Below are 17,496 nucleotides of genomic sequence, written 5' to 3' on the forward strand. Positions count from 1 at the left end.
GCTTCTGCCTGCCGAAACAGGCTTCGATATCGTCTTGCGAGTGCCCACACAGATTGTCTGATAAATTGTTAAAGAGCAGTGCGTTAGCAACCCGTGGTTGGTAACGCGAGGTGCGCATATTACGCTTTCCTCATTCAGAGTCAACTACTAATTTCGTTGAATTTCTCTGTTCTCTTCGCCGGTCACTTAACTACTTGATTCGTTGTGTGCCGTCTCGATGGATGCGCATTATAGGGAGCTGCTTCAGAATGGCAAGGGTTTATATTAAAGTTTTTTCCGTTTGCTGACTATTTAAACGAAACGACTATTTGTGACGCGTTTTTATCGCTTTTGGCAGGTCAGCCAGGCTATTTAGCACCCAATCTGCTGCGGATTCACCTTCCGCTGTCACGGGCTTACCGGTGCGGACCAACACTTTAGTACCGATATTTGCCGCGAGTGCTGCCTGCATATCTTCAATTTTGTCGCCAACCATATAAGAAGAAGCCATATCGATGTTCAATTCACTTTGTGCTTGCAGTAACATGCCTGGCAATGGCTTACGGCATTCACATGTTTCGCGAAACTCCGCTACACTGCCATCGGGATGATGTGGGCAGAAATAGATACCATCTAAATCAACACCACGATCAGCAAGAGACCAATCCATCCACTCGGTGAGGCTCAAAAATTGCTCTTCGGTAAAAATACCGCGTGCAATCCCTGATTGGTTGGTGACCAAAACCAGAGCAAAACCCATTTCTTTCAATTCACGGCAAGCATCAATAACACCGTCTATAAACTGAAAATTATCAATTTCGTGGACATAACCATGATCAACATTAATTGTTCCATCACGATCTAAAAATATTGCGGGGACGGGCTGAGTCACTTATCTGCTCCTAAGGGCTGTAAACTTGGCTAGTATCGCATGTTTTATTACCGATTGAGAATGGGAGAGAATCAGTGTTGCCAGTTGACTTAGCCGTCTAGACGCCTTAACATCCAATCTATACTTTGGATTCTGCCAAAGTTTACTTTTTATCTAGCCACGGAAATGACGATAAAATAAGAATAATATGATTAAACTTTCTCATATCAGCAAAGTATTCCAGCAGGGTTCGCGCACCATTACCGCGCTTTCGGACGTGAGTTTACACGTCCCAGCTGGGCAAATTTATGGCGTTATTGGTGCATCAGGTGCCGGTAAAAGTACATTGATCCGATGCGCCAATATGTTAGAACGCCCCACCAGCGGACAAGTATTGGTTGATGGGCAAGATCTGACAACTTTATCTGAAGGCCAACTGACACGCGCACGTCGTCAGATTGGCATGATTTTCCAGCATTTCAATTTACTCTCTTCCCGCACCGTGTATGGCAATATCGCGTTGCCGCTTGAGCTGGACAACACGTCACGCGCGGATATAAAGAAGCGAGTCACCGAGTTGCTGGATTTAGTCGGGCTTGCCGATAAGCAAGATGCTTACCCTGCAAATCTCTCCGGTGGTCAAAAACAGCGCGTTGCTATCGCCCGCGCTTTGGCCAGTAATCCTAAGGTTCTGCTGTGTGACGAAGCCACCAGCGCGCTGGACCCTGCAACGACCCGCTCAATTCTGGAATTGCTAAAAGATATTAATCGCCGTTTAGGCCTGACCATCTTACTTATCACCCATGAAATGGATGTGGTGAAACGCATTTGTGATCAAGTTGCGGTTATCAGTGAAGGCAAATTGATTGAAAAAGACAGTGTCAGCGAAGTGTTCTCTCATCCGAAAACACCTCTGGCGCAACAATTTATTCAATCAACTCTACATTTAGATATTCCAGAGGATTACGCTAAACGTATGAGTCCGGAGCCAACGGTAGATCGCGTTCCGCTTCTGAAGCTGGAGTTCACGGGTAAGTCCGTTGACGCCCCGCTCATTTCACAGGCTGTGCGTCGCTTTAATATTGATATCGGTATCCTGAGTTCGCAAATGGATTATGCCGGTGGCGTTAAATTTGGTGTCATGCTAGCTGAGTTGCATGGCGACACTCAGGATGGTCTCGCTGCCATCAAGTTCTTGCAAGATCATCATGTAAAAGTAGAGGTTCTGGGTTATGTCTGAGGCAATGATGTGGTTAATGGGCCGAGGCGTCTGGGAAACTCTAATGATGACCTTTGTCTCTGGCTTCTTTGGTTTTGTGTTGGGGCTACCGGTGGGCGTTTTACTGTATGTCACCCGCCCTGGGCAAATTATTGCGAACAATAAGATTTACCGCACCTTGTCTGGGGTGGTGAATATCTTCCGCTCCATACCTTTTATTATCTTATTGGTATGGATGATTCCCTTCACTCGGATGATAGTCGGTACTTCTATTGGTTTGCAGGCAGCAATCGTCCCGTTAACGGTGGGTGCTGCTCCGTTTATTGCCCGCATGGTGGAAAATGCTCTTTTGGAAATTCCATCTGGTTTGGTTGAAGCAGCCCGTGCTATGGGTGCTACCCCCATGCAAATCATCAAAAAAGTGTTGTTACCCGAAGCGCTACCAGGTTTGGTCAATGCGGCCACAATTACTTTAATTACCCTAGTGGGTTATTCCGCTATGGGGGGGGCGGTAGGTGCCGGTGGTTTAGGCCAAATCGGCTATCAGTATGGTTACATTGGTTATAACGCCACGGTAATGAATACAGTGTTGGTGCTATTAGTTATTTTGGTTTATCTGATTCAGTTAAGTGGCGATCGGATCGTAAAAGCCGTTACCCACAAGTAGTTATTAATACATAAATTAATCAGCGACGGCCTCACACAGCGGCGCATCTTAACAAGTGTTTATAGAGGAAAGTATATGTCTTTAAAATTCAAATCTATCGCGGTAGTCAGTGCATTAATCGGTACTCTGGCACTGGTGGGTTGCGGCCCAGCGGAAAAAGATCCAAACCATATTAAAGTCGGTGTCATTGTGGGTGCTGAACAGCAAGTTGCTGAAGTTGCACAGAAAGTAGCAAAAGACAAGTATGGCCTGGATGTTGAATTGGTCACCTTCAATGATTATGTATTACCGAACGAAGCACTGAGCAAAGGCGATATTGACCTGAATGCTTTCCAGCATAAACCTTATCTGGATCAGCAAATCAAAGATCGCGGCTACAAACTGGTTTCTGTCGGTAACTCATTCGTTTACCCGATTGCTGGTTACTCTAAAAAAATCAAATCATTGGAAGAACTACAACCTGGCTCTCAGGTAGCACTGCCAAATGACCCGACTAACCTGGGCCGTTCACTGTTGCTGCTGCAAAAAGTCGGTCTGATTAAACTGAAAGACGGCGTTGGTCTGCTGCCAACCGTGTTGGATGTGGTTGAGAACCCTAAAAACCTGAAATTGATTGAACTGGAAGCGCCTCAGTTACCACGTTCTTTGGATGACCAACAGATCGCCCTGGCAATCATCAACACCACTTATGCTAGCCAAATTGGCCTGACACCGGCTAAAGATGGCCTGTTTGTAGAAGATAAAGACTCACCTTACGTTAACCTGATCGTGGCCCGTGAAGACAACAAAGATGCGGAAAACGTGAAGAAATTCGTTCAAGCTTATCAATCTGACGAAGTTTACGATGCAGCAAACAAAGCATTCAATGGTGGTGCAGTTAAAGGCTGGTAATAGTCAGTTAGCTATTTTGCTGAATACTGCACTTGCTGAATATAGGTTTCCTAAATTCAGTGTTTGCTAAATATATTGCAAGACGGGCTATAGCCCGTCTTGTTATTTGCATAATAGATTGCTTCAATAGCGCCTCTTAAATAAAAAGGCTGAGGAATTTCTATGCGTGCGTTACCTCTGTGCCTGTTAGCTCTCTCGCTAACTGGATGTTCCGTGCTTCAATCAAAGCCATCCACCACAGAAAATCCGGTTAAGCAACCGCCTCCGGTTATCAAATCCAGCACTACCGTTGCCCCTCGTCCGGCGCCGGTAAAACTGTATAAAAGCGCAGAGGAGCTTGTTGGCAAGCCTTTCCGCGATTTAGGCGAAGTGTCCGGTGAATCTTGCCAATCCACCGTTCAAGACTCCCCACCGAGTATCGCAACCGCCCGTAAGAGAATGCAGACTCGAGCATCCTATATGAAAGCCAATGCGGTCTTACTGCATCAATGTGAAATACAAAGTGGTGTCCCCGGCTGTTATCAACAAGCCGTGTGTCAGGGCTCTGCACTGAATGTTTCATCAAAATGAGTGTTTTTTCCTTTAATCAGATTGGCGTCATTCGCTCACCCTATAAAGAAAAGTTTGCCGTGCCGCGCCAGCCGGGTCTGATTGAAGATGGTGGTGGCGAATTGCACCTATTAGCTCCCTATAACCAAGCGGAAGCTGTGCGAGGACTGGCTGATTTTAGCCATTTATGGGTGATGTTCGTTTTCCATCAAACCATGGATGGCGGTTGGCGGCCTACGGTTCGCCCTCCGCGTCTGGGTGGGAATGCCCGAATGGGGGTATTTGCCACCCGCGCCACCTTTCGGCCTAACCCGATTGGCATGTCCCTCATCGAGTTGAAAGGGGTGCATTGCCAAGGAGGGCAAGTCATTCTGGAGCTAGGCAGTCTGGATCTTGTTGATGGCACGCCAGTGATTGATATCAAACCCTATTTGCCTTTTGCGGAGAGCCAACCCCACGCGCGCGCGGGTTTTGCTCAAACAGCACCAGATGCAGACATGCCGGTGAGTTTTTCTCCTACCGCCGAACAGCAGTTAATACAGCAACAACAACGTTATCCACATTTGCGGCGTTTTATCACTCAGGTTTTAGCGCAAGACCCACGCCCGGCCTACCGCAAAGGTGATAATGAAAGCCGAGAATATGCAGTTCTGCTACTAGAATTTAACGTGCGCTGGCGGGTTATTGCTGGCCAAACGGAAGTGTTATCTCTCGACCCATACTAAATTTCGCCCTGCTCTCTTTTGACAACCCGCACTCGCTGGTAAACTAAATTACTTTTTACTTTTTTGGCTGCCTCTACTTGTTGCAGTGCCAATGGAACCAAAACATCATGCGTACTAGCCAATATTTGCTCTCCACTCTGAAGGAGACACCTGCTGATGCTGAAGTGATCAGCCACCAGTTGATGCTCCGCGCCGGGATGATCCGTAAACTGGCCTCAGGTCTTTATACCTGGTTGCCAACCGGGGTCCGGGTATTGAAAAAAGTCGAAAACATCGTGCGCGAAGAAATGAATAACGCCGGTGCAATCGAAGTTTCAATGCCTGTTGTGCAACCGGCTGATTTATGGCAAGAGAGTGGCCGTTGGGAACAATATGGCCCTGAGCTGTTACGTTTTGTTGATCGCGGCGAGCGCCCTTTTGTGCTCGGCCCAACTCATGAAGAAGTCATTACTGACCTGATTCGTGGTGAGATAAACTCTTACAAGCAGTTACCACTGAATTTCTTCCAAATTCAAACCAAGTTCCGTGATGAAGTTCGCCCTCGTTTTGGCGTGATGCGTGCCCGTGAGTTCCTGATGAAGGATGCTTACTCTTTCCATACCACTCAGGAATCATTGCAGGAAACTTATGACGCAATGTATGCCGCATACAGTAAAATTTTCAGCCGCATGGATCTGAATTTCCGTGCGGTACTGGCAGATACTGGCTCCATCGGTGGCAGTGCATCCCACGAATTCCAAGTGCTGGCAGACAGTGGTGAAGACGATATCGTGTTCTCAACCGGTTCTGATTATGCTGCTAACATTGAATTCGCTGAAGCGCTGGCACCGGCTGCACCACGAGCAGCAGCGACAGAAGAACTGCGTATCATTGATACTCCGAATGCAAAAACCATCGCTGAATTAGTCGAGCAGTTCACACTGCCGATTGAAAAAACAGTGAAAACCTTAATCGTTCATGCTCATGAAGAGAGTGGACATAAGCTGGTTGCCCTGCTGGTTCGTGGTGATCACGAACTGAACGAGATTAAAGCTGAGAAATTGCCGCAAGTTGCCAAGCCACTGACTTTCGCGACAGAAGAAGAAATTCGCGCCGCTATTGGTGCAGGCCCAGGTTCATTAGGCCCGGTTAATCTGCCACTGCCTGTTGTCGCTGATCGCAGTGTCGCTGTGATGAGTGATTTTGGCGCAGGCGCGAATATCGATGGCAAACATTACTTTGGCATTAACTGGGAACGTGATTTGCCACTGCCACACATTGCAGACTTGCGCAATGTGGTTGAAGGCGATATCAGCCCAGATGGTCAAGGCACTTTGCTTATCAAACGAGGTATTGAAGTTGGTCATATCTTCCAGTTAGGGACGAAATATTCGGAAGCCATGAAAGCCACAGTTCAAGGTGAAGATGGCCGTAACCAAGTGATGACCATGGGTTGTTACGGTATTGGGGTTTCCCGTGTGGTTGCTGCTGCCATTGAACAGAATCATGATGACCGCGGTATTATTTGGCCGGATGCTATTGCACCATTCCAGGTGGCTATTTTGCCAATGAATATGCATAAATCTTTCCGCGTCAAAGAACTGGCAGAAGAGTTATATACGACCCTACGCGCTCATGGGATTGACGTTATTCTCGACGATCGTAAAGAGCGCCCTGGCGTGATGTTTGCTGATATGGAATTGATTGGCGTGCCACACAATATCGTTATTGGTGACCGCAATCTCGACAGCGAAGAAGTGGAATACAAAAATCGCCGTGCTGGTGAAAAGCAAATGATTAAAACCAGTGAAATTATTGATTTCTTGCTGAGCCAAATCAAACGCTAATTAGCTATAAATAGAAAATAGAAAGCCGCCAGAATGTGAATAACAGCTGGCAGCTTTTTTTTTGCAGCAAAAGTCAGGTTCTACTGACTGTCACAGTTCTTATTGGCATTGAACTGAATATCACCTGCCGGGATCAGTGTTTTATCTGATTGCCCTTCCTCCATTGACGGCCGAATATCAAAATGGCCATTAAGGGTCAGGAATACCGGTTCCCCCATATTTTTACGCGCTTTTAAATATCCCTTTTCCAAGGTGATATTATTTTCCACTGGGAAAGTTTTACCCGTTGCGCAATCAGTAAATACTGCCGCGTCAGCAAAGTATTTATACATACCGCTAAGTGGCATCGGCGTTTTAGGTAAAGGCTGATCGCTGGGTACCAACTGATAATTCAATTTGGATTCAATCGGCAGGCCTTGTTGATCAAGCATCACAAGGTTTTTACCAACAGGCCGGAAATAACGTTTTTCCCCCTGCCCGGTGGTTAACACTAATTTATCCGCCGTACGCGCCCAGTGACCATATTCTGCGAATGTTTGGTTGCCATCTTTGCTACCAAGATAAACTTCTTTCAAAATAAAAGTTCCATCACTATCGAGGAACAACGAAGTATCCAGGCCACTGCAATCCGCACAGGGTAAAACACCCTGATAACTTTGCTGCATGGGTTGTAAAACCTGCTCAACCGGCTGATACCGATTATTACAACCTAATAATGACAGCGCACCTACTGCCAAAAATAGCGTTATTGTTAATTTACTCACAGTCATTCTCCCATACTGTGTCCGATATAAAATGATGAAGCCGCATCAGTCACCATTGGGGCTAATATCAGCATCAATCCTGATGTATTTTACCGCGCAGCGCTTTTGTCGCTCCTTTGCGGACTTTACTTTCAACTCGCCTGATTTTTGAACCTTTAGTCGGTTTCGTCGCTCTGCGAGTTTTTTCTACCACCATCGCCTGACGGATTAATGCCACTAGCCGCTGCTGCGCAGCCTCGCGATTCATATCCTGGCTGCGGTATTCTTGCGCTTTAATAATGATGACCCCCTCGGCGGTCATCAAATGGCTATTGAGCAATAATAGCCTTTCTTTATAATACTCTGGCAGGCTTGAGGCCTTAATGTCAAAGCGCAAATGGATGGCCGTTGAGGTTTTATTCACATGCTGCCCACCCGCACCTTGGGCCCGAATAGCCGTCAGTTCAATCTCGCTGTCGGGTAAGCTGACATTATTGGATATAATCAACACGCTTATTGCCCATTGCCTTGCCATTCATCAAAACTAATTTCCAGATTATTCTTATCATCTGATAACCAAATATTTCCCTCTTGCAGCGTGGCTTGCAATGACATATTGCGCTGAGACAGCGCAGCCAACTTTGCCATTTTTTCATCATCCAGGAAACGCACCCGGAGATTACGATACCCCGATAACTTTTCCTGCACTTGTGGCCACCACACTTTAGCGGCCCTTTCGCTGTAAGCATAGAGCACAACTTGCTGTGATTGGTTACAAGCTTTACGCAACCGCTTTTCCTCTGGCAGCCCCAATTCAACCCATAGTTCGATGCCATTGTGATCATTGTGACGCCAAATTTCTGGTTCGTCATCAGCGCTCAAGCCTTTGGTAAACAGCAAACGCTCATCCGCATGACAAATCCAGGCCAATAAACGCAACATCATGCGCTGGTCCGTTTCGGATGGGTGTTGCGCAATGGTCAGGTTAATATCCTGAAAAAAATTGCGGTCCATATCGGCGATGTTAACGGCAGCTTTATGGATGGTTGCTTTTAGTGCCATGGGTGACCTCTTAATTATCTGGCTTATAGTGTACTTGATTAAGTCCGCTAGCAGCCAGCCCGGTATAAAGAGAGTTATTAGTTGTATCAATACTAAAAAGAAAGCTTTGTTCTGGCTCTGATATCTCCAACACTCCTGTGCTATAGTCCTTATAAGTTCAGAGTTTATCTTCGTAGGTTGACAGTGTGGTATTTGTGCTGAGAATCTACCGGGTTAAACTTTTCCGGGAGGATTTCTGTGCAGCAATACTGTGAATTAGTACGCCGTTTTTATGCACAAATAGCCAGTGGTGACCAGGGCTATGTGTCAGATGCGCTGGGTTGTGTATTGAAAGCATTGGACGAAGTTGCGGCTAACGACGCACTCCCGTCCTCCGTTAGGGAACAGGCGGCCTTTGCCGCCGCTAACTTATTGGTGAGCGATTATGTCGATGAGTGAAGAGTATCAACCCATCAATTGTGATGACTACGATAATCTGGAGCTCGCCTGCCAACATCACCTGATACTGACGTTGAAGTTGAGAGGCGGTGAGCTCGTAGAAGGTAAAGCTAGTGACCTGCTGCTGAGAAAAAAGGTCGAATACCTGATTGTCGAGCAAGAGGGGACAATACGTGAATTACGTCTTGACCACATAGCCAGCTTCAGTCACCCCGAGATAGGGACTGTAGTAGTAAGTGCATCATAATTCTGCACCTTTAACGACGGGCCACTGAAAAGTGACCCGTTTTGCATTCAGAGCAGGCTAATTAAGGTTTTAAGCTCGCATAATAAGCCGCCAGATCTGAAAAGTCCTCATCAGACAAATTAGCCACATAGGCACGCATCACTTCAGCCTGCCCCCCAGTGCGCGCCCCTTTCTTATAAGCTGCCAGTGATTGCTCTAAATACATTGCATTTTGTCCTGCAAGATTAGGGTACATAGGCACTGAAACTTTACCCTGTGCACCATGGCAAGCCACACAGCTGGCTGACTTCGCACGACCGGCTTCTATATCATTTTTTGCCAATACCGAAAAACTACATAAACTGAGTGCCACTATACTAACGACTAATTTCATTATTGCTCCTCAAGAATCAACAACCTTATTTGTTCTTATTATTTAATGCCGGTTTGGTCCAATGTAGATGCCAGCACGGGTCGCCTTCATTAACTTGCCCCGCTTGAGTGACAAATACACCGGCAGCTGCAATTAATTGCTCGCCAAAATACAGCAGAGGAATACGCTCCCGCTGCCATGGCGGGATACCTAACTCTTGCCATATTTTCTTGCTTTGACGCGAATGGTGCCGCCCGACAATTTTGATATCCCCTTGCAAGCCAAAGCGAATGCTTATTTCTTCGCCAAGATTGGGAGGCTTAATAGCTTGCCCGCCCTCGTGCGTAAAACTCAGCACCCCAAGATTGGCAGGCAAAATCAAAGGTGCGGGTACAACCACCGCCTCGTCAGGTGCGACCTGAACTTTAGCCCAAGACAGATGCGGTATTCGTATCTCTGCCAGTGGTGATAGCAGGTACAAATATTGCCTGAAACGGCGAATCTGATGTATGCCAAGAGTCAATTGAGGCTCGGCATCCTGTCTGGCCATCGCCACTTCTAACCACAAACGTTGCAGTTGGCTTTGTGATGGCATTGAGGCACCACGCCCTGCCAGCCAACGGCGCAATATCGCGGCGCGCTTAGCCTCTGAGGCGAGTAATAACCCCTCGACAGACAGCGCTCCCTCTTCGTTTTGCAGTTGTTGCAGATTATCAGCCAGTAACTCATCCAATAGTTGCTCTTGCTCAGCACATAAACTGGCACTGCGCGCCGTAGCTTGAGCAAAATGAGGCCAGCGCTGAGTCAACAAAGGTAAGATTCTTAATCGCAGGAAATTACGGTCAAAGCGATCATCCTGATTACTGTCATCTTCAATCCATTGTAAGTGCTGTGCTTGGGCATAGTTTTCTAACATTTCACGAGAAAATGCCAATAATGGCCGCCATAGTTGGCTGTGAGCAAAAGGCATTTTAGCCGCCATTGCAGATAAACCCGCCGGGCCACTGCCGCGTTTGAGTGCCAGTAAGAAGGTTTCACACTGGTCATCTAAATGCTGGGCGGTAAGCAACACTTCATTGGCGGCTAAATGTGAGGTAAAAGCCTCATAACGAGCGGTTCGCGCCGCCGCCTCAATACCCGCATGGCGCGCATCAATGCTAACGCGCACTACTTCCAGTGGAATTTTCCATTGCCGACACTGTTGCTGGCAATGTTTTACCCAACTATCTGCCCGTGGGTTTAAACCATGATGAATATGAATAGCGCGAATTATTAAGTCAGGTATAAATTGATCACGCAGGCAAACCAATAAATGCAGCAGCACGCTAGAATCCAAACCACCACTAAACCCAACCAGAACATGGCGTTGTTCACCCAATTGCGCGAACAGTGGGTTGAGTAAAACATTGGGTGTCGCAGGAGTGAAGTTCATCTTATTCCGCTATCAATTCATAGAGCTCCAGAGGTAAACCATCTGGATCATTAAAGAAAGTAAAACGTGATTGTGTATAGGGATCAATGCGAACTGCTTCGCAAATCACACCAGCGGCGTCAAGTTCTTGTATCGCCAGTTCAATATCATCAACCTGAAAAGCCAAATGCCGTAAGCCGCATGCTTCTGGGCGGCTAGGCCGTGGTGCCGGAGAGGGAAAGGAGAATAGCTCAATCGTATACTGGCCGTTTAGCGCCAAATCCGCTTTCCACGAGTCCCGCGCTTCGCGATAAACTTCACTCAGGAGGCTAAAACCCAGTATTTCACAGTAGAATTTTTTGCTTGCCTGATAATCTGAGCCAATGATCGCAATATGATGAACCTGACGTATAACTAACATATCTCATCCTAAGTTAACTCTGTATTATTTGCATGTCACTATTGATATCACCGGTCAGTCCACTCGGCACTTATACAATAGTAATACTAAAAACAAAATATTCATAATTAATCATTCACTAAAACATAACTATATTCAACGCGTCATGAGAATATATTAAATGACATATGAACAACTATTTTTATATAAATCCCCATCAGCATCCTGTGCTATGTTCTAATTTTGAAAATAATAGCACCAGGACATCAATAAAAAATAAATGAATTTTGCGAGGTGAAAATGACAAGTTTTACAAAGGTGTATATAGAGTTTAGTAAAGTTTTATTTTTAATTACTATTGCTTCTGCCAGTTTACCGGCACTTGCTATTAGCCCAGTGAATATTGTTTATCGAGTAGATAACCGCCCCCCAGAAGAAATAACCTTGGTGGGGGGGATGTTCCCCTACTTTCATTTACTTCATAGTAATGATTTATTGGAACATTTCACAGGAGAGGCACCAGAGGGTTATACCAGTGGTTTTGTTTCAACCACCTCTTTATTAGAACATGCTATCGAACATTCTATTTTTGAATTCGACATTGACAGTAATGGTTTATATGCAGGTGATTTTGAGACTTATCTATATGCAATTCGCCCGGCAGCTAACTTCTATAATGTCGACGAGTCCATTGCCCATGCCAGAGATACTTCACCCGTTAACTCCTATCAGTACACTATGTTGCGTGATGCTCTGGAAGAGTGGGGTGGCATGGAAGAATGGGTGGCCTATGGTGGTTTTGTACATAACCGGATTATGTCGTATGCCCCGATTAATGCGGATTTACTGAATCAGCATTACCAAACTGGCGCTATGAATTCAGACATTTTTTGGGCTACACGCTGGCATTCTAACCCTTCATATTCGCCTCAATTTGATCATAACCAAAGTTCCTCCGAAGCTTACCCAACCGTTGGTACGCCAAATGGGTTCATTATTATGGCCCAGAATGATACCGGGCAACAATTGCCACTGTCAGTGGTTACAGGAACTGCATGTAATGATAGTCAAAATATAAATAACTTAATAATGAAGAGAGATATTCCAGCAAAAAACGCCTGCCTTAATAAGGGGTTTTCCACTGTGAAGTATTTTTACAATAAAAAAACACTGGCTGCCATATTACGATTACTGCCCCTGGATTAATGGCTAAAGATAATAACCATTTCGCTACTAGAACTGATAAGGATGTTTTATGATTAAATTAATCGCCGCTACTGTAACGATATTATTGTGCCAACCTGCTTTTTCCGAATATAAATTAGTGGGGAAAATTAACGGCCTACGTCATTCAGAAGAAAACTGTCATATTTCAATTAAAACCAATACTATGCCTGGTTACAGTAATATTTGGCACTACATAGAGAAAGAGAAAATTTGTAAGTTAGCACAGTTAGCTTATGTATTAGGGAAAGATATCACTATTGATGCTCAGGAAAACTCTAACCCAGACTATGCAAGTACAATAGTTGATATAGCGGTGACTGATACAACCATTCAATGGCCGCCCTATAATAAATCTAATCATAATTAAATATAAAAAATCCGGTGCTAACTCAGCACCGGATTTTCAAATATCATTTTTTATGCCATTGACTCAGCAATAACCATAATTCATCAGACGTTGATAACGACGATTTAATAACTCTTCGTCATTCAGAACATCCAGATCACTAAGATCAGCCAGAAGCTGTGCTTTCAGTGAAGCGGCAATCGCCAGGTAATCACGATGTGCTCCTCCTAAAGGCTCAGGAATGACGGAGTCAATCATTTTCAGTTCTTTCAAACGGTGAGCGGTAATACCCATGGCTTCTGCGGCTAAAGGCGCTTTATCCGCACTTTTCCACAAAATAGACGCACAGCCTTCTGGGGAGATAACAGAATAAGTGCTGTATTGCAGCATATTCACTTTATCACCTACACCAATTGCCAAGGCACCGCCGGAACCCCCTTCGCCAATGACAGTACAAACGATAGGCACATTCAGGCGTGACATTTCACGTAAGTTACGAGCAATGGCTTCAGATTGACCGCGTTCTTCTGCGCCGACACCGGGGTACGCCCCTGGTGTATCAATGAAAGTAATGATTGGCAGTTTAAAGCGCTCAGCCATTTCCATCAGACGCAATGCTTTACGATAACCTTCTGGTGCTGGCATCCCAAAGTTACGACGAATCTTCTCTTTGGTTTCACGGCCTTTTTGGTGACCAATGATCATCACCGGGCGACCGTCCAGACGTGCGATCCCACCAACGATAGCTTTATCGTCAGCATAGGCGCGATCACCGGCCAGCTCTTCGAAATCGGTAAAGATATTAGCGATATAATCCAGGGTATAAGGACGACGAGGATGGCGTGCCAATTGGGCAATTTGCCATGCACCGAGATCCGAGAATATCTTCCGCGTCAGCTCGACACTTTTCTCACGTAGACGCTGAACCTCTTCGTCCAGATTAATATCTAATTTTTCGTCTTGACGGCTGACTGCGGTCAGCGAGTCAATTTTCGCTTCCAGCTCTGCAATCGGCTGTTCAAAATCAAGAAAATTCAGACTCATAGCATTCCTATTTTAGTCAAATTCCAGTTCCACCTGCTCATTACCTACCAACGTTCGCAAATCTATCAATAAGCGATCGGTGGGCGTCACGCGCCATGTGGCTCCAAACCGCAGCCGGGCGCGAGCATCTTCCCGTTGGTAATAAAGATGCACTGGGATCGTCCCCGCTCGATGGGGTTCCAACGACTGACGGAGACGGTTCAAAAGCTGGTCATCAATTTGCCTGTCAGTCAGCGATATAGCAAGCCCACGGGCATATTTTTCACGAGCTTCACTGATGTCCATTAACTCACGGGCGGTCATTTTAAGTCCACCACTAAAGTCATCAAAGCTGACCTGTCCGGTGGCTATCAGGATACGGTCTTTTTCCAACAAATGCTGATATTTTTCCAAGGCATCGGTGAATAGCATGACTTCAAGACGCCCAGAACGGTCATCCAATGTACAAATGCCAATACGATTTCCGCGTTTTGTCACCATAACCCTCGACGCGATAACCAGCCCCGCAGCCATGGTCATTTTGCCCCGATCCGTCGGGTGCATATCTTTCAAACGCAGCCCGCCGGCATAACGTTCTATTTCCTTAAGATATTGGGTGATGGGGTGGCCGGTCAGGTACAGCCCCAACGTTTCCCGCTCACCGTCTAAAACAATCTGTTCCTGCCACGGCGGCACATTAGCATAAGATTGCTCAACCTGCTCAGGAGCATCTGCTAATACACCAAACATATCAACCTGACCAATGGCTTCTGCCTTAGCATGTTGGTCGGCGGCTTTTAATGCTTCGCCCAGCGAACTCATTAATGCAGCGCGGTGCGGCCCCAGACGGTCAAAGGCACCGGACATAATAAGCTTTTCTAAAATCCGGCGATTAAGTTTTTTAGTATCGACTCTGGCACATAAATCAAACAGCTCTTTGAAGTAGCCGCCTTCTTTGCGGGCTTCCAACATGGCCTCAATCGGCCCCTCGCCGACACCTTTAATCGCGCCGATACCATAAACAATCTCGCCTTCATCATTAACATGAAAATGATACAGGCCGCTGTTGATATCAGGAGGCAAAATCTTCAGCCCCATTCGCCAGCACTCATCGACCAGACCCACCACCTTATCGGTGTTATCCATATCGGCCGTCATTACCGCCGCCATAAACTCCGCCGGATAATGGGCTTTCAACCACAAAGTTTGGTAAGAAACCAAAGCATAAGCGGCGGAGTGTGACTTGTTAAAACCGTAACCAGCAAATTTCTCTACCAGGTCAAAAATCTTAATCGCCAGTTCACCCTCGACCCCCTGGCTTTTCGCACCATCTTCAAATATAGAGCGCTGTTTCGCCATTTCCTCTGGGTTCTTCTTACCCATCGCACGCCGCAACATATCCGCGCCGCCGAGTGAATAACCAGACAAAACCTGAGCAATCTGCATAACCTGTTCTTGATATAAAATGATGCCATAGGTTGGCTCAAGAACTGGTTTTAGTGATTCATGCTGCCATTCAATGTCAGGATAGGATATTGCTTCACGGCCATGTTTGCGGTCAATGAAGTTATCAACCATCCCTGATTGCAATGGGCCGGGGCGGAATAATGCCACCAACGCGATCATATCTTCGAAGCAGTCAGGTTTTAGGCGCTTAATAAGATCCTTCATACCTCTGGATTCAAGCTGGAATACCGCCGTCGTTTCAGAACGTTGTAGCATATCGAAGCTTTTTTTATCATCCAGCGGAATAGAGGCGATATCAATCGGCTCTAACCCGGTTTTCGCGCGCCGGGCGTTGATCATCTCCAATGCCCAGTTAATGATAGTGAGTGTTCGCAAACCCAAGAAGTCGAACTTCACCAACCCGGCATATTCCACATCATTCTTATCGAACTGAGTAACCGGGTTATTCCCTTCTGCATCGCAGTATAGCGGGGCAAAATCGGTAATTTTTGTTGGTGCGATAACCACCCCACCGGCATGTTTACCAGCGTTGCGCGTTACCCCTTCCAACTTACGCGCCATATCAATTAGCGCTCTAACTTCTTCATCTGCCTCATAGATTTCAGGCAGTTGCGGTTCCGCAGCGAATGCTTTCTCTAGCGTCATGCCTGGATCTGGCGGGACTAACTTTGAGATACGGTCAACGAAACCATAAGGATGGCCCAAGACTCGGCCCACATCGCGGATGACCGCTTTGGCTGCCATGGTACCAAAGGTAATTATCTGAGAAACAGCATCACGGCCATACATTTCAGCCACATGTTCAATGACCAGATCGCGTTTTTCCATGCAGAAGTCAACGTCGAAGTCGGGCATTGATACACGTTCGGGGTTTAGAAAACGTTCGAATAGCAGGTCAAATTCCAGTGGATCGAGATCGGTAATTTTCAGCGCATAAGCCACCAAAGAACCCGCACCAGAACCGCGCCCCGGCCCTACCGGCACGCCGTTATCTTTTGACCACTGGATAAATTCCATTACAATCAAGAAGTAACCAGGGAAGCCCATCTGGTTAATAACTTTTAGTTCAATTTCCAGACGTTCATCATATTCAGGGCGTTTTTGTACCCGAACTTCAGGGTCAGGGAATAGGAATTCCAACCGCTCTTCTAAACCTTGTTTAGACTTTTCAACCAGAAAGTCTTCTGTGCTCATATCGCCGGTGGGGAATTGCGGTAGGAAATACTCACCAAGCCGGATAGTCACATTACAACGTTTGGCTATTTCAACACTGTTAATCAGCGCCTCAGGAATATCCGCGAAAAGCTCGCACATCTGCTCTTCATCGCGCATAAATTGCTGGGGGCTATAATTCTTAGGCCGCTTAGGGTCAACCAATGTAAAACCGTCATGAATAGCCACGCGGATCTCATGGGCATCAAAGTCAGATTCATCGATAAAACGCACATCATTGGTCGCGACTACCGGCAAGCCACGCTCAGTTGCTAATGCTACAGCGGCATGCAGGTAGTTTTCTTCATCCGGGCGGCCAGTCCGAATTAATTCCAGATAGTAGCAGCCAGGAAAATGCTCTTGATAAAACTCAAGGCACAAATCAACCTGAGCATGATTACCCCGCAGAATAAACTTGCCAACATCCCCCATCCGACCACCAGACAGCAGAATCAGGCCTTGTTTATGTTTAATCAGCCAGTCACGGTCAATGATAGGGCCTGCTGCGCCATATCCGCGTTGATAAGCTTCAGATATCAGCAAAGTAAGGTTTTGATAACCTTCATTATTACGTGCCAGAACAGTGAGGTGAGCTAATTCATCACCTAAAATTTCACTTTGCACGTAAAAGTCTGCGCCAATGATGGGTTTAATCCCAGCACCATGAGCGCTACCGTAGAATTTTACCAAGCCACATAGGTTGGTAAAGTCGGTAATGGCCAGAGCGGGCATGCCTAAGGCGGCAGCTCTCTTCACCAAGGGTCCAATCTTGGCTAATCCATCGATCATGGAGTAATCGCTATGAACACGCAGGTGGACAAAACGAGGTTCGGCCATATCC

At 46.3% G+C, this 17,496-nt stretch carries 19 protein-coding genes; 10 read left to right on the plus strand and 9 right to left on the minus strand.

The window, feature by feature from the left end; all coding sequences use genetic code 11:
- Positions 1-304: 304 nt before the first annotated feature.
- Positions 305-871, minus strand: coding sequence for a D-glycero-beta-D-manno-heptose 1,7-bisphosphate 7-phosphatase (gene gmhB / locus FTA91_RS18660; RefSeq protein ID WP_050113971.1), 567 nt, complete (start codon positions 869-871; stop codon positions 305-307).
- A gap of 187 nt (positions 872-1,058) precedes the next feature.
- Here gmhB and metN point away from each other — a divergent pair, with 187 nt between their 5' ends.
- From metN to proS, 6 genes are all read left to right on the plus strand, one after another.
- Positions 1,059-2,090 (plus strand): methionine ABC transporter ATP-binding protein MetN, encoded by a 1,032-nt coding sequence (gene metN, locus FTA91_RS18665; protein ID WP_050113968.1) that lies wholly within the window; start codon positions 1,059-1,061, stop codon positions 2,088-2,090.
- Entirely contained in the window at positions 2,083-2,736 is a 654-nt protein-coding gene (locus FTA91_RS18670) for a methionine ABC transporter permease MetI (protein WP_032813821.1), read from the plus strand. Before metN ends, FTA91_RS18670 begins: the two co-directional genes overlap by 8 nt.
- Before the next feature lie 75 nt (positions 2,737-2,811).
- Positions 2,812-3,627: a MetQ/NlpA family lipoprotein gene (locus tag FTA91_RS18675; protein WP_050113966.1), complete on the plus strand. Its 816-nt coding sequence runs from the start codon at positions 2,812-2,814 to the stop codon at positions 3,625-3,627.
- 162 nt (positions 3,628-3,789) lie between these two features.
- A complete protein-coding gene (gene rcsF, locus FTA91_RS18680; protein WP_050113965.1) occupies positions 3,790-4,197 on the plus strand; it encodes an Rcs stress response system protein RcsF in 408 nt (135 codons plus the stop codon).
- The gene (gene tsaA / locus FTA91_RS18685) at positions 4,194-4,901 is read left to right on the plus strand and encodes a tRNA (N6-threonylcarbamoyladenosine(37)-N6)-methyltransferase TrmO (RefSeq protein ID WP_145583758.1); all 708 of its coding nucleotides are present in this window, start codon (positions 4,194-4,196) and stop codon (positions 4,899-4,901) included. Before rcsF ends, tsaA begins: the two co-directional genes overlap by 4 nt.
- A 107-nt stretch (positions 4,902-5,008) precedes the next feature.
- A complete protein-coding gene (gene proS, locus FTA91_RS18690) occupies positions 5,009-6,727 on the plus strand; it encodes a proline--tRNA ligase (protein ID WP_145533905.1) in 1,719 nt (572 codons plus the stop codon).
- An 80-nt stretch (positions 6,728-6,807) separates the two neighbouring features.
- Here the strand turns inward: proS and nlpE are convergent, their stop codons facing one another.
- The 3 genes from nlpE to FTA91_RS18705 all read right to left on the minus strand — a co-directional run bounded on the left by nlpE (position 6,808) and on the right by FTA91_RS18705 (position 8,532).
- Positions 6,808-7,491 (minus strand): envelope stress response activation lipoprotein NlpE, encoded by a 684-nt coding sequence (gene nlpE, locus FTA91_RS18695; protein ID WP_050113981.1) that lies wholly within the window; start codon positions 7,489-7,491, stop codon positions 6,808-6,810.
- A 73-nt stretch (positions 7,492-7,564) separates the two neighbouring features.
- A complete protein-coding gene (gene arfB, locus FTA91_RS18700) occupies positions 7,565-7,981 on the minus strand; it encodes an alternative ribosome rescue aminoacyl-tRNA hydrolase ArfB (RefSeq protein ID WP_050113960.1) in 417 nt (138 codons plus the stop codon).
- 2 nt (positions 7,982-7,983) lie between these two features.
- A complete protein-coding gene (locus tag FTA91_RS18705; RefSeq protein ID WP_050113958.1) occupies positions 7,984-8,532 on the minus strand; it encodes a YaeQ family protein in 549 nt (182 codons plus the stop codon).
- A 237-nt stretch (positions 8,533-8,769) separates the two neighbouring features.
- On the opposite strand from FTA91_RS18705, the gene FTA91_RS18710 reads away from it, so the two are divergent.
- Both FTA91_RS18710 and rof read left to right on the plus strand, forming a co-directional pair.
- Positions 8,770-8,970, plus strand: a complete 201-nt coding sequence (locus FTA91_RS18710; protein ID WP_004391680.1) for a YaeP family protein — start codon at positions 8,770-8,772, stop codon at positions 8,968-8,970.
- On the plus strand, positions 8,957-9,217 hold the full coding sequence (rof, locus tag FTA91_RS18715; protein WP_049560345.1) for a Rho-binding antiterminator: 261 nt from the start codon (positions 8,957-8,959) through the stop codon (positions 9,215-9,217). Before FTA91_RS18710 ends, rof begins: the two co-directional genes overlap by 14 nt.
- 61 nt (positions 9,218-9,278) lie before the next feature.
- On the opposite strand, the gene FTA91_RS18720 is transcribed toward rof, so the two are convergent.
- From FTA91_RS18720 to FTA91_RS18730, 3 genes are read right to left on the minus strand one after another with little or no spacing between them, the layout of a single operon-like run.
- Positions 9,279-9,593, minus strand: coding sequence for a c-type cytochrome (locus FTA91_RS18720; RefSeq protein ID WP_050113956.1), 315 nt, complete (start codon positions 9,591-9,593; stop codon positions 9,279-9,281).
- Positions 9,594-9,615: 22 nt separating this feature from the next.
- Positions 9,616-11,001: a tRNA lysidine(34) synthetase TilS gene (gene tilS, locus FTA91_RS18725; RefSeq protein WP_145583760.1), complete on the minus strand. Its 1,386-nt coding sequence runs from the start codon at positions 10,999-11,001 to the stop codon at positions 9,616-9,618.
- A gap of 1 nt (position 11,002) precedes the next feature.
- Positions 11,003-11,401, minus strand: coding sequence for a VOC family protein (locus FTA91_RS18730; RefSeq protein WP_050113952.1), 399 nt, complete (start codon positions 11,399-11,401; stop codon positions 11,003-11,005).
- Between the two features lie 279 nt (positions 11,402-11,680).
- On the opposite strand from FTA91_RS18730, the gene FTA91_RS18735 reads away from it, so the two are divergent.
- On the plus strand, positions 11,681-12,586 hold the full coding sequence (locus FTA91_RS18735; protein WP_050113950.1) for an enterotoxin A family protein: 906 nt from the start codon (positions 11,681-11,683) through the stop codon (positions 12,584-12,586).
- A 49-nt stretch (positions 12,587-12,635) separates the two neighbouring features.
- Positions 12,636-12,974: a hypothetical protein gene (locus FTA91_RS18740; protein ID WP_050113947.1), complete on the plus strand. Its 339-nt coding sequence runs from the start codon at positions 12,636-12,638 to the stop codon at positions 12,972-12,974.
- A 63-nt stretch (positions 12,975-13,037) separates the two neighbouring features.
- Here FTA91_RS18740 and accA read toward each other — a convergent pair whose 3' ends face one another.
- Both accA and dnaE read right to left on the minus strand, forming a co-directional pair.
- Positions 13,038-13,997 carry an acetyl-CoA carboxylase carboxyl transferase subunit alpha gene (gene accA, locus FTA91_RS18745; protein WP_004391685.1) on the minus strand — a complete coding sequence of 320 codons (960 nt, stop codon included), beginning with the start codon at positions 13,995-13,997 and terminating at the stop codon, positions 13,038-13,040.
- Between the two features lie 12 nt (positions 13,998-14,009).
- The gene (gene dnaE / locus FTA91_RS18750) at positions 14,010-17,492 is read right to left on the minus strand and encodes a DNA polymerase III subunit alpha (RefSeq protein ID WP_050113979.1); all 3,483 of its coding nucleotides are present in this window, start codon (positions 17,490-17,492) and stop codon (positions 14,010-14,012) included.
- Positions 17,493-17,496: the final 4 nt, after the last annotated feature.

Source organism: Yersinia thracica (assembly GCF_902170565.1).
In the GTDB taxonomy this organism is placed as follows: Bacteria; Pseudomonadota; Gammaproteobacteria; order Enterobacterales; family Enterobacteriaceae; genus Yersinia; species Yersinia thracica.

What these genes read in the sequence shown, in the direction of transcription:
- tilS (WP_145583760.1), bottom strand. Translation starts at nt 11,001, where the DNA reads ATGAACTTCACTCCTGCGACACCCAATGTTTTACTCAACCCACTGTTC.
- FTA91_RS18705 (WP_050113958.1), bottom strand. Translation starts at nt 8,532, where the DNA reads ATGGCACTAAAAGCAACCATCCATAAAGCTGCCGTTAACATCGCCGAT.
- proS (WP_145533905.1), top strand. Translation starts at nt 5,009, where the DNA reads ATGCGTACTAGCCAATATTTGCTCTCCACTCTGAAGGAGACACCTGCT.
- rcsF (WP_050113965.1), top strand. Translation starts at nt 3,790, where the DNA reads ATGCGTGCGTTACCTCTGTGCCTGTTAGCTCTCTCGCTAACTGGATGT.
- dnaE (WP_050113979.1), bottom strand. Translation starts at nt 17,492, where the DNA reads ATGGCCGAACCTCGTTTTGTCCACCTGCGTGTTCATAGCGATTACTCC.
- metN (WP_050113968.1), top strand. Translation starts at nt 1,059, where the DNA reads ATGATTAAACTTTCTCATATCAGCAAAGTATTCCAGCAGGGTTCGCGC.
- rof (WP_049560345.1), top strand. Translation starts at nt 8,957, where the DNA reads ATGTCGATGAGTGAAGAGTATCAACCCATCAATTGTGATGACTACGAT.
- FTA91_RS18740 (WP_050113947.1), top strand. Translation starts at nt 12,636, where the DNA reads ATGATTAAATTAATCGCCGCTACTGTAACGATATTATTGTGCCAACCT.
- FTA91_RS18675 (WP_050113966.1), top strand. Translation starts at nt 2,812, where the DNA reads ATGTCTTTAAAATTCAAATCTATCGCGGTAGTCAGTGCATTAATCGGT.
- accA (WP_004391685.1), bottom strand. Translation starts at nt 13,997, where the DNA reads ATGAGTCTGAATTTTCTTGATTTTGAACAGCCGATTGCAGAGCTGGAA.
- FTA91_RS18670 (WP_032813821.1), top strand. Translation starts at nt 2,083, where the DNA reads ATGTCTGAGGCAATGATGTGGTTAATGGGCCGAGGCGTCTGGGAAACT.
- FTA91_RS18730 (WP_050113952.1), bottom strand. Translation starts at nt 11,401, where the DNA reads ATGTTAGTTATACGTCAGGTTCATCATATTGCGATCATTGGCTCAGAT.
- FTA91_RS18735 (WP_050113950.1), top strand. Translation starts at nt 11,681, where the DNA reads ATGACAAGTTTTACAAAGGTGTATATAGAGTTTAGTAAAGTTTTATTT.
- tsaA (WP_145583758.1), top strand. Translation starts at nt 4,194, where the DNA reads ATGAGTGTTTTTTCCTTTAATCAGATTGGCGTCATTCGCTCACCCTAT.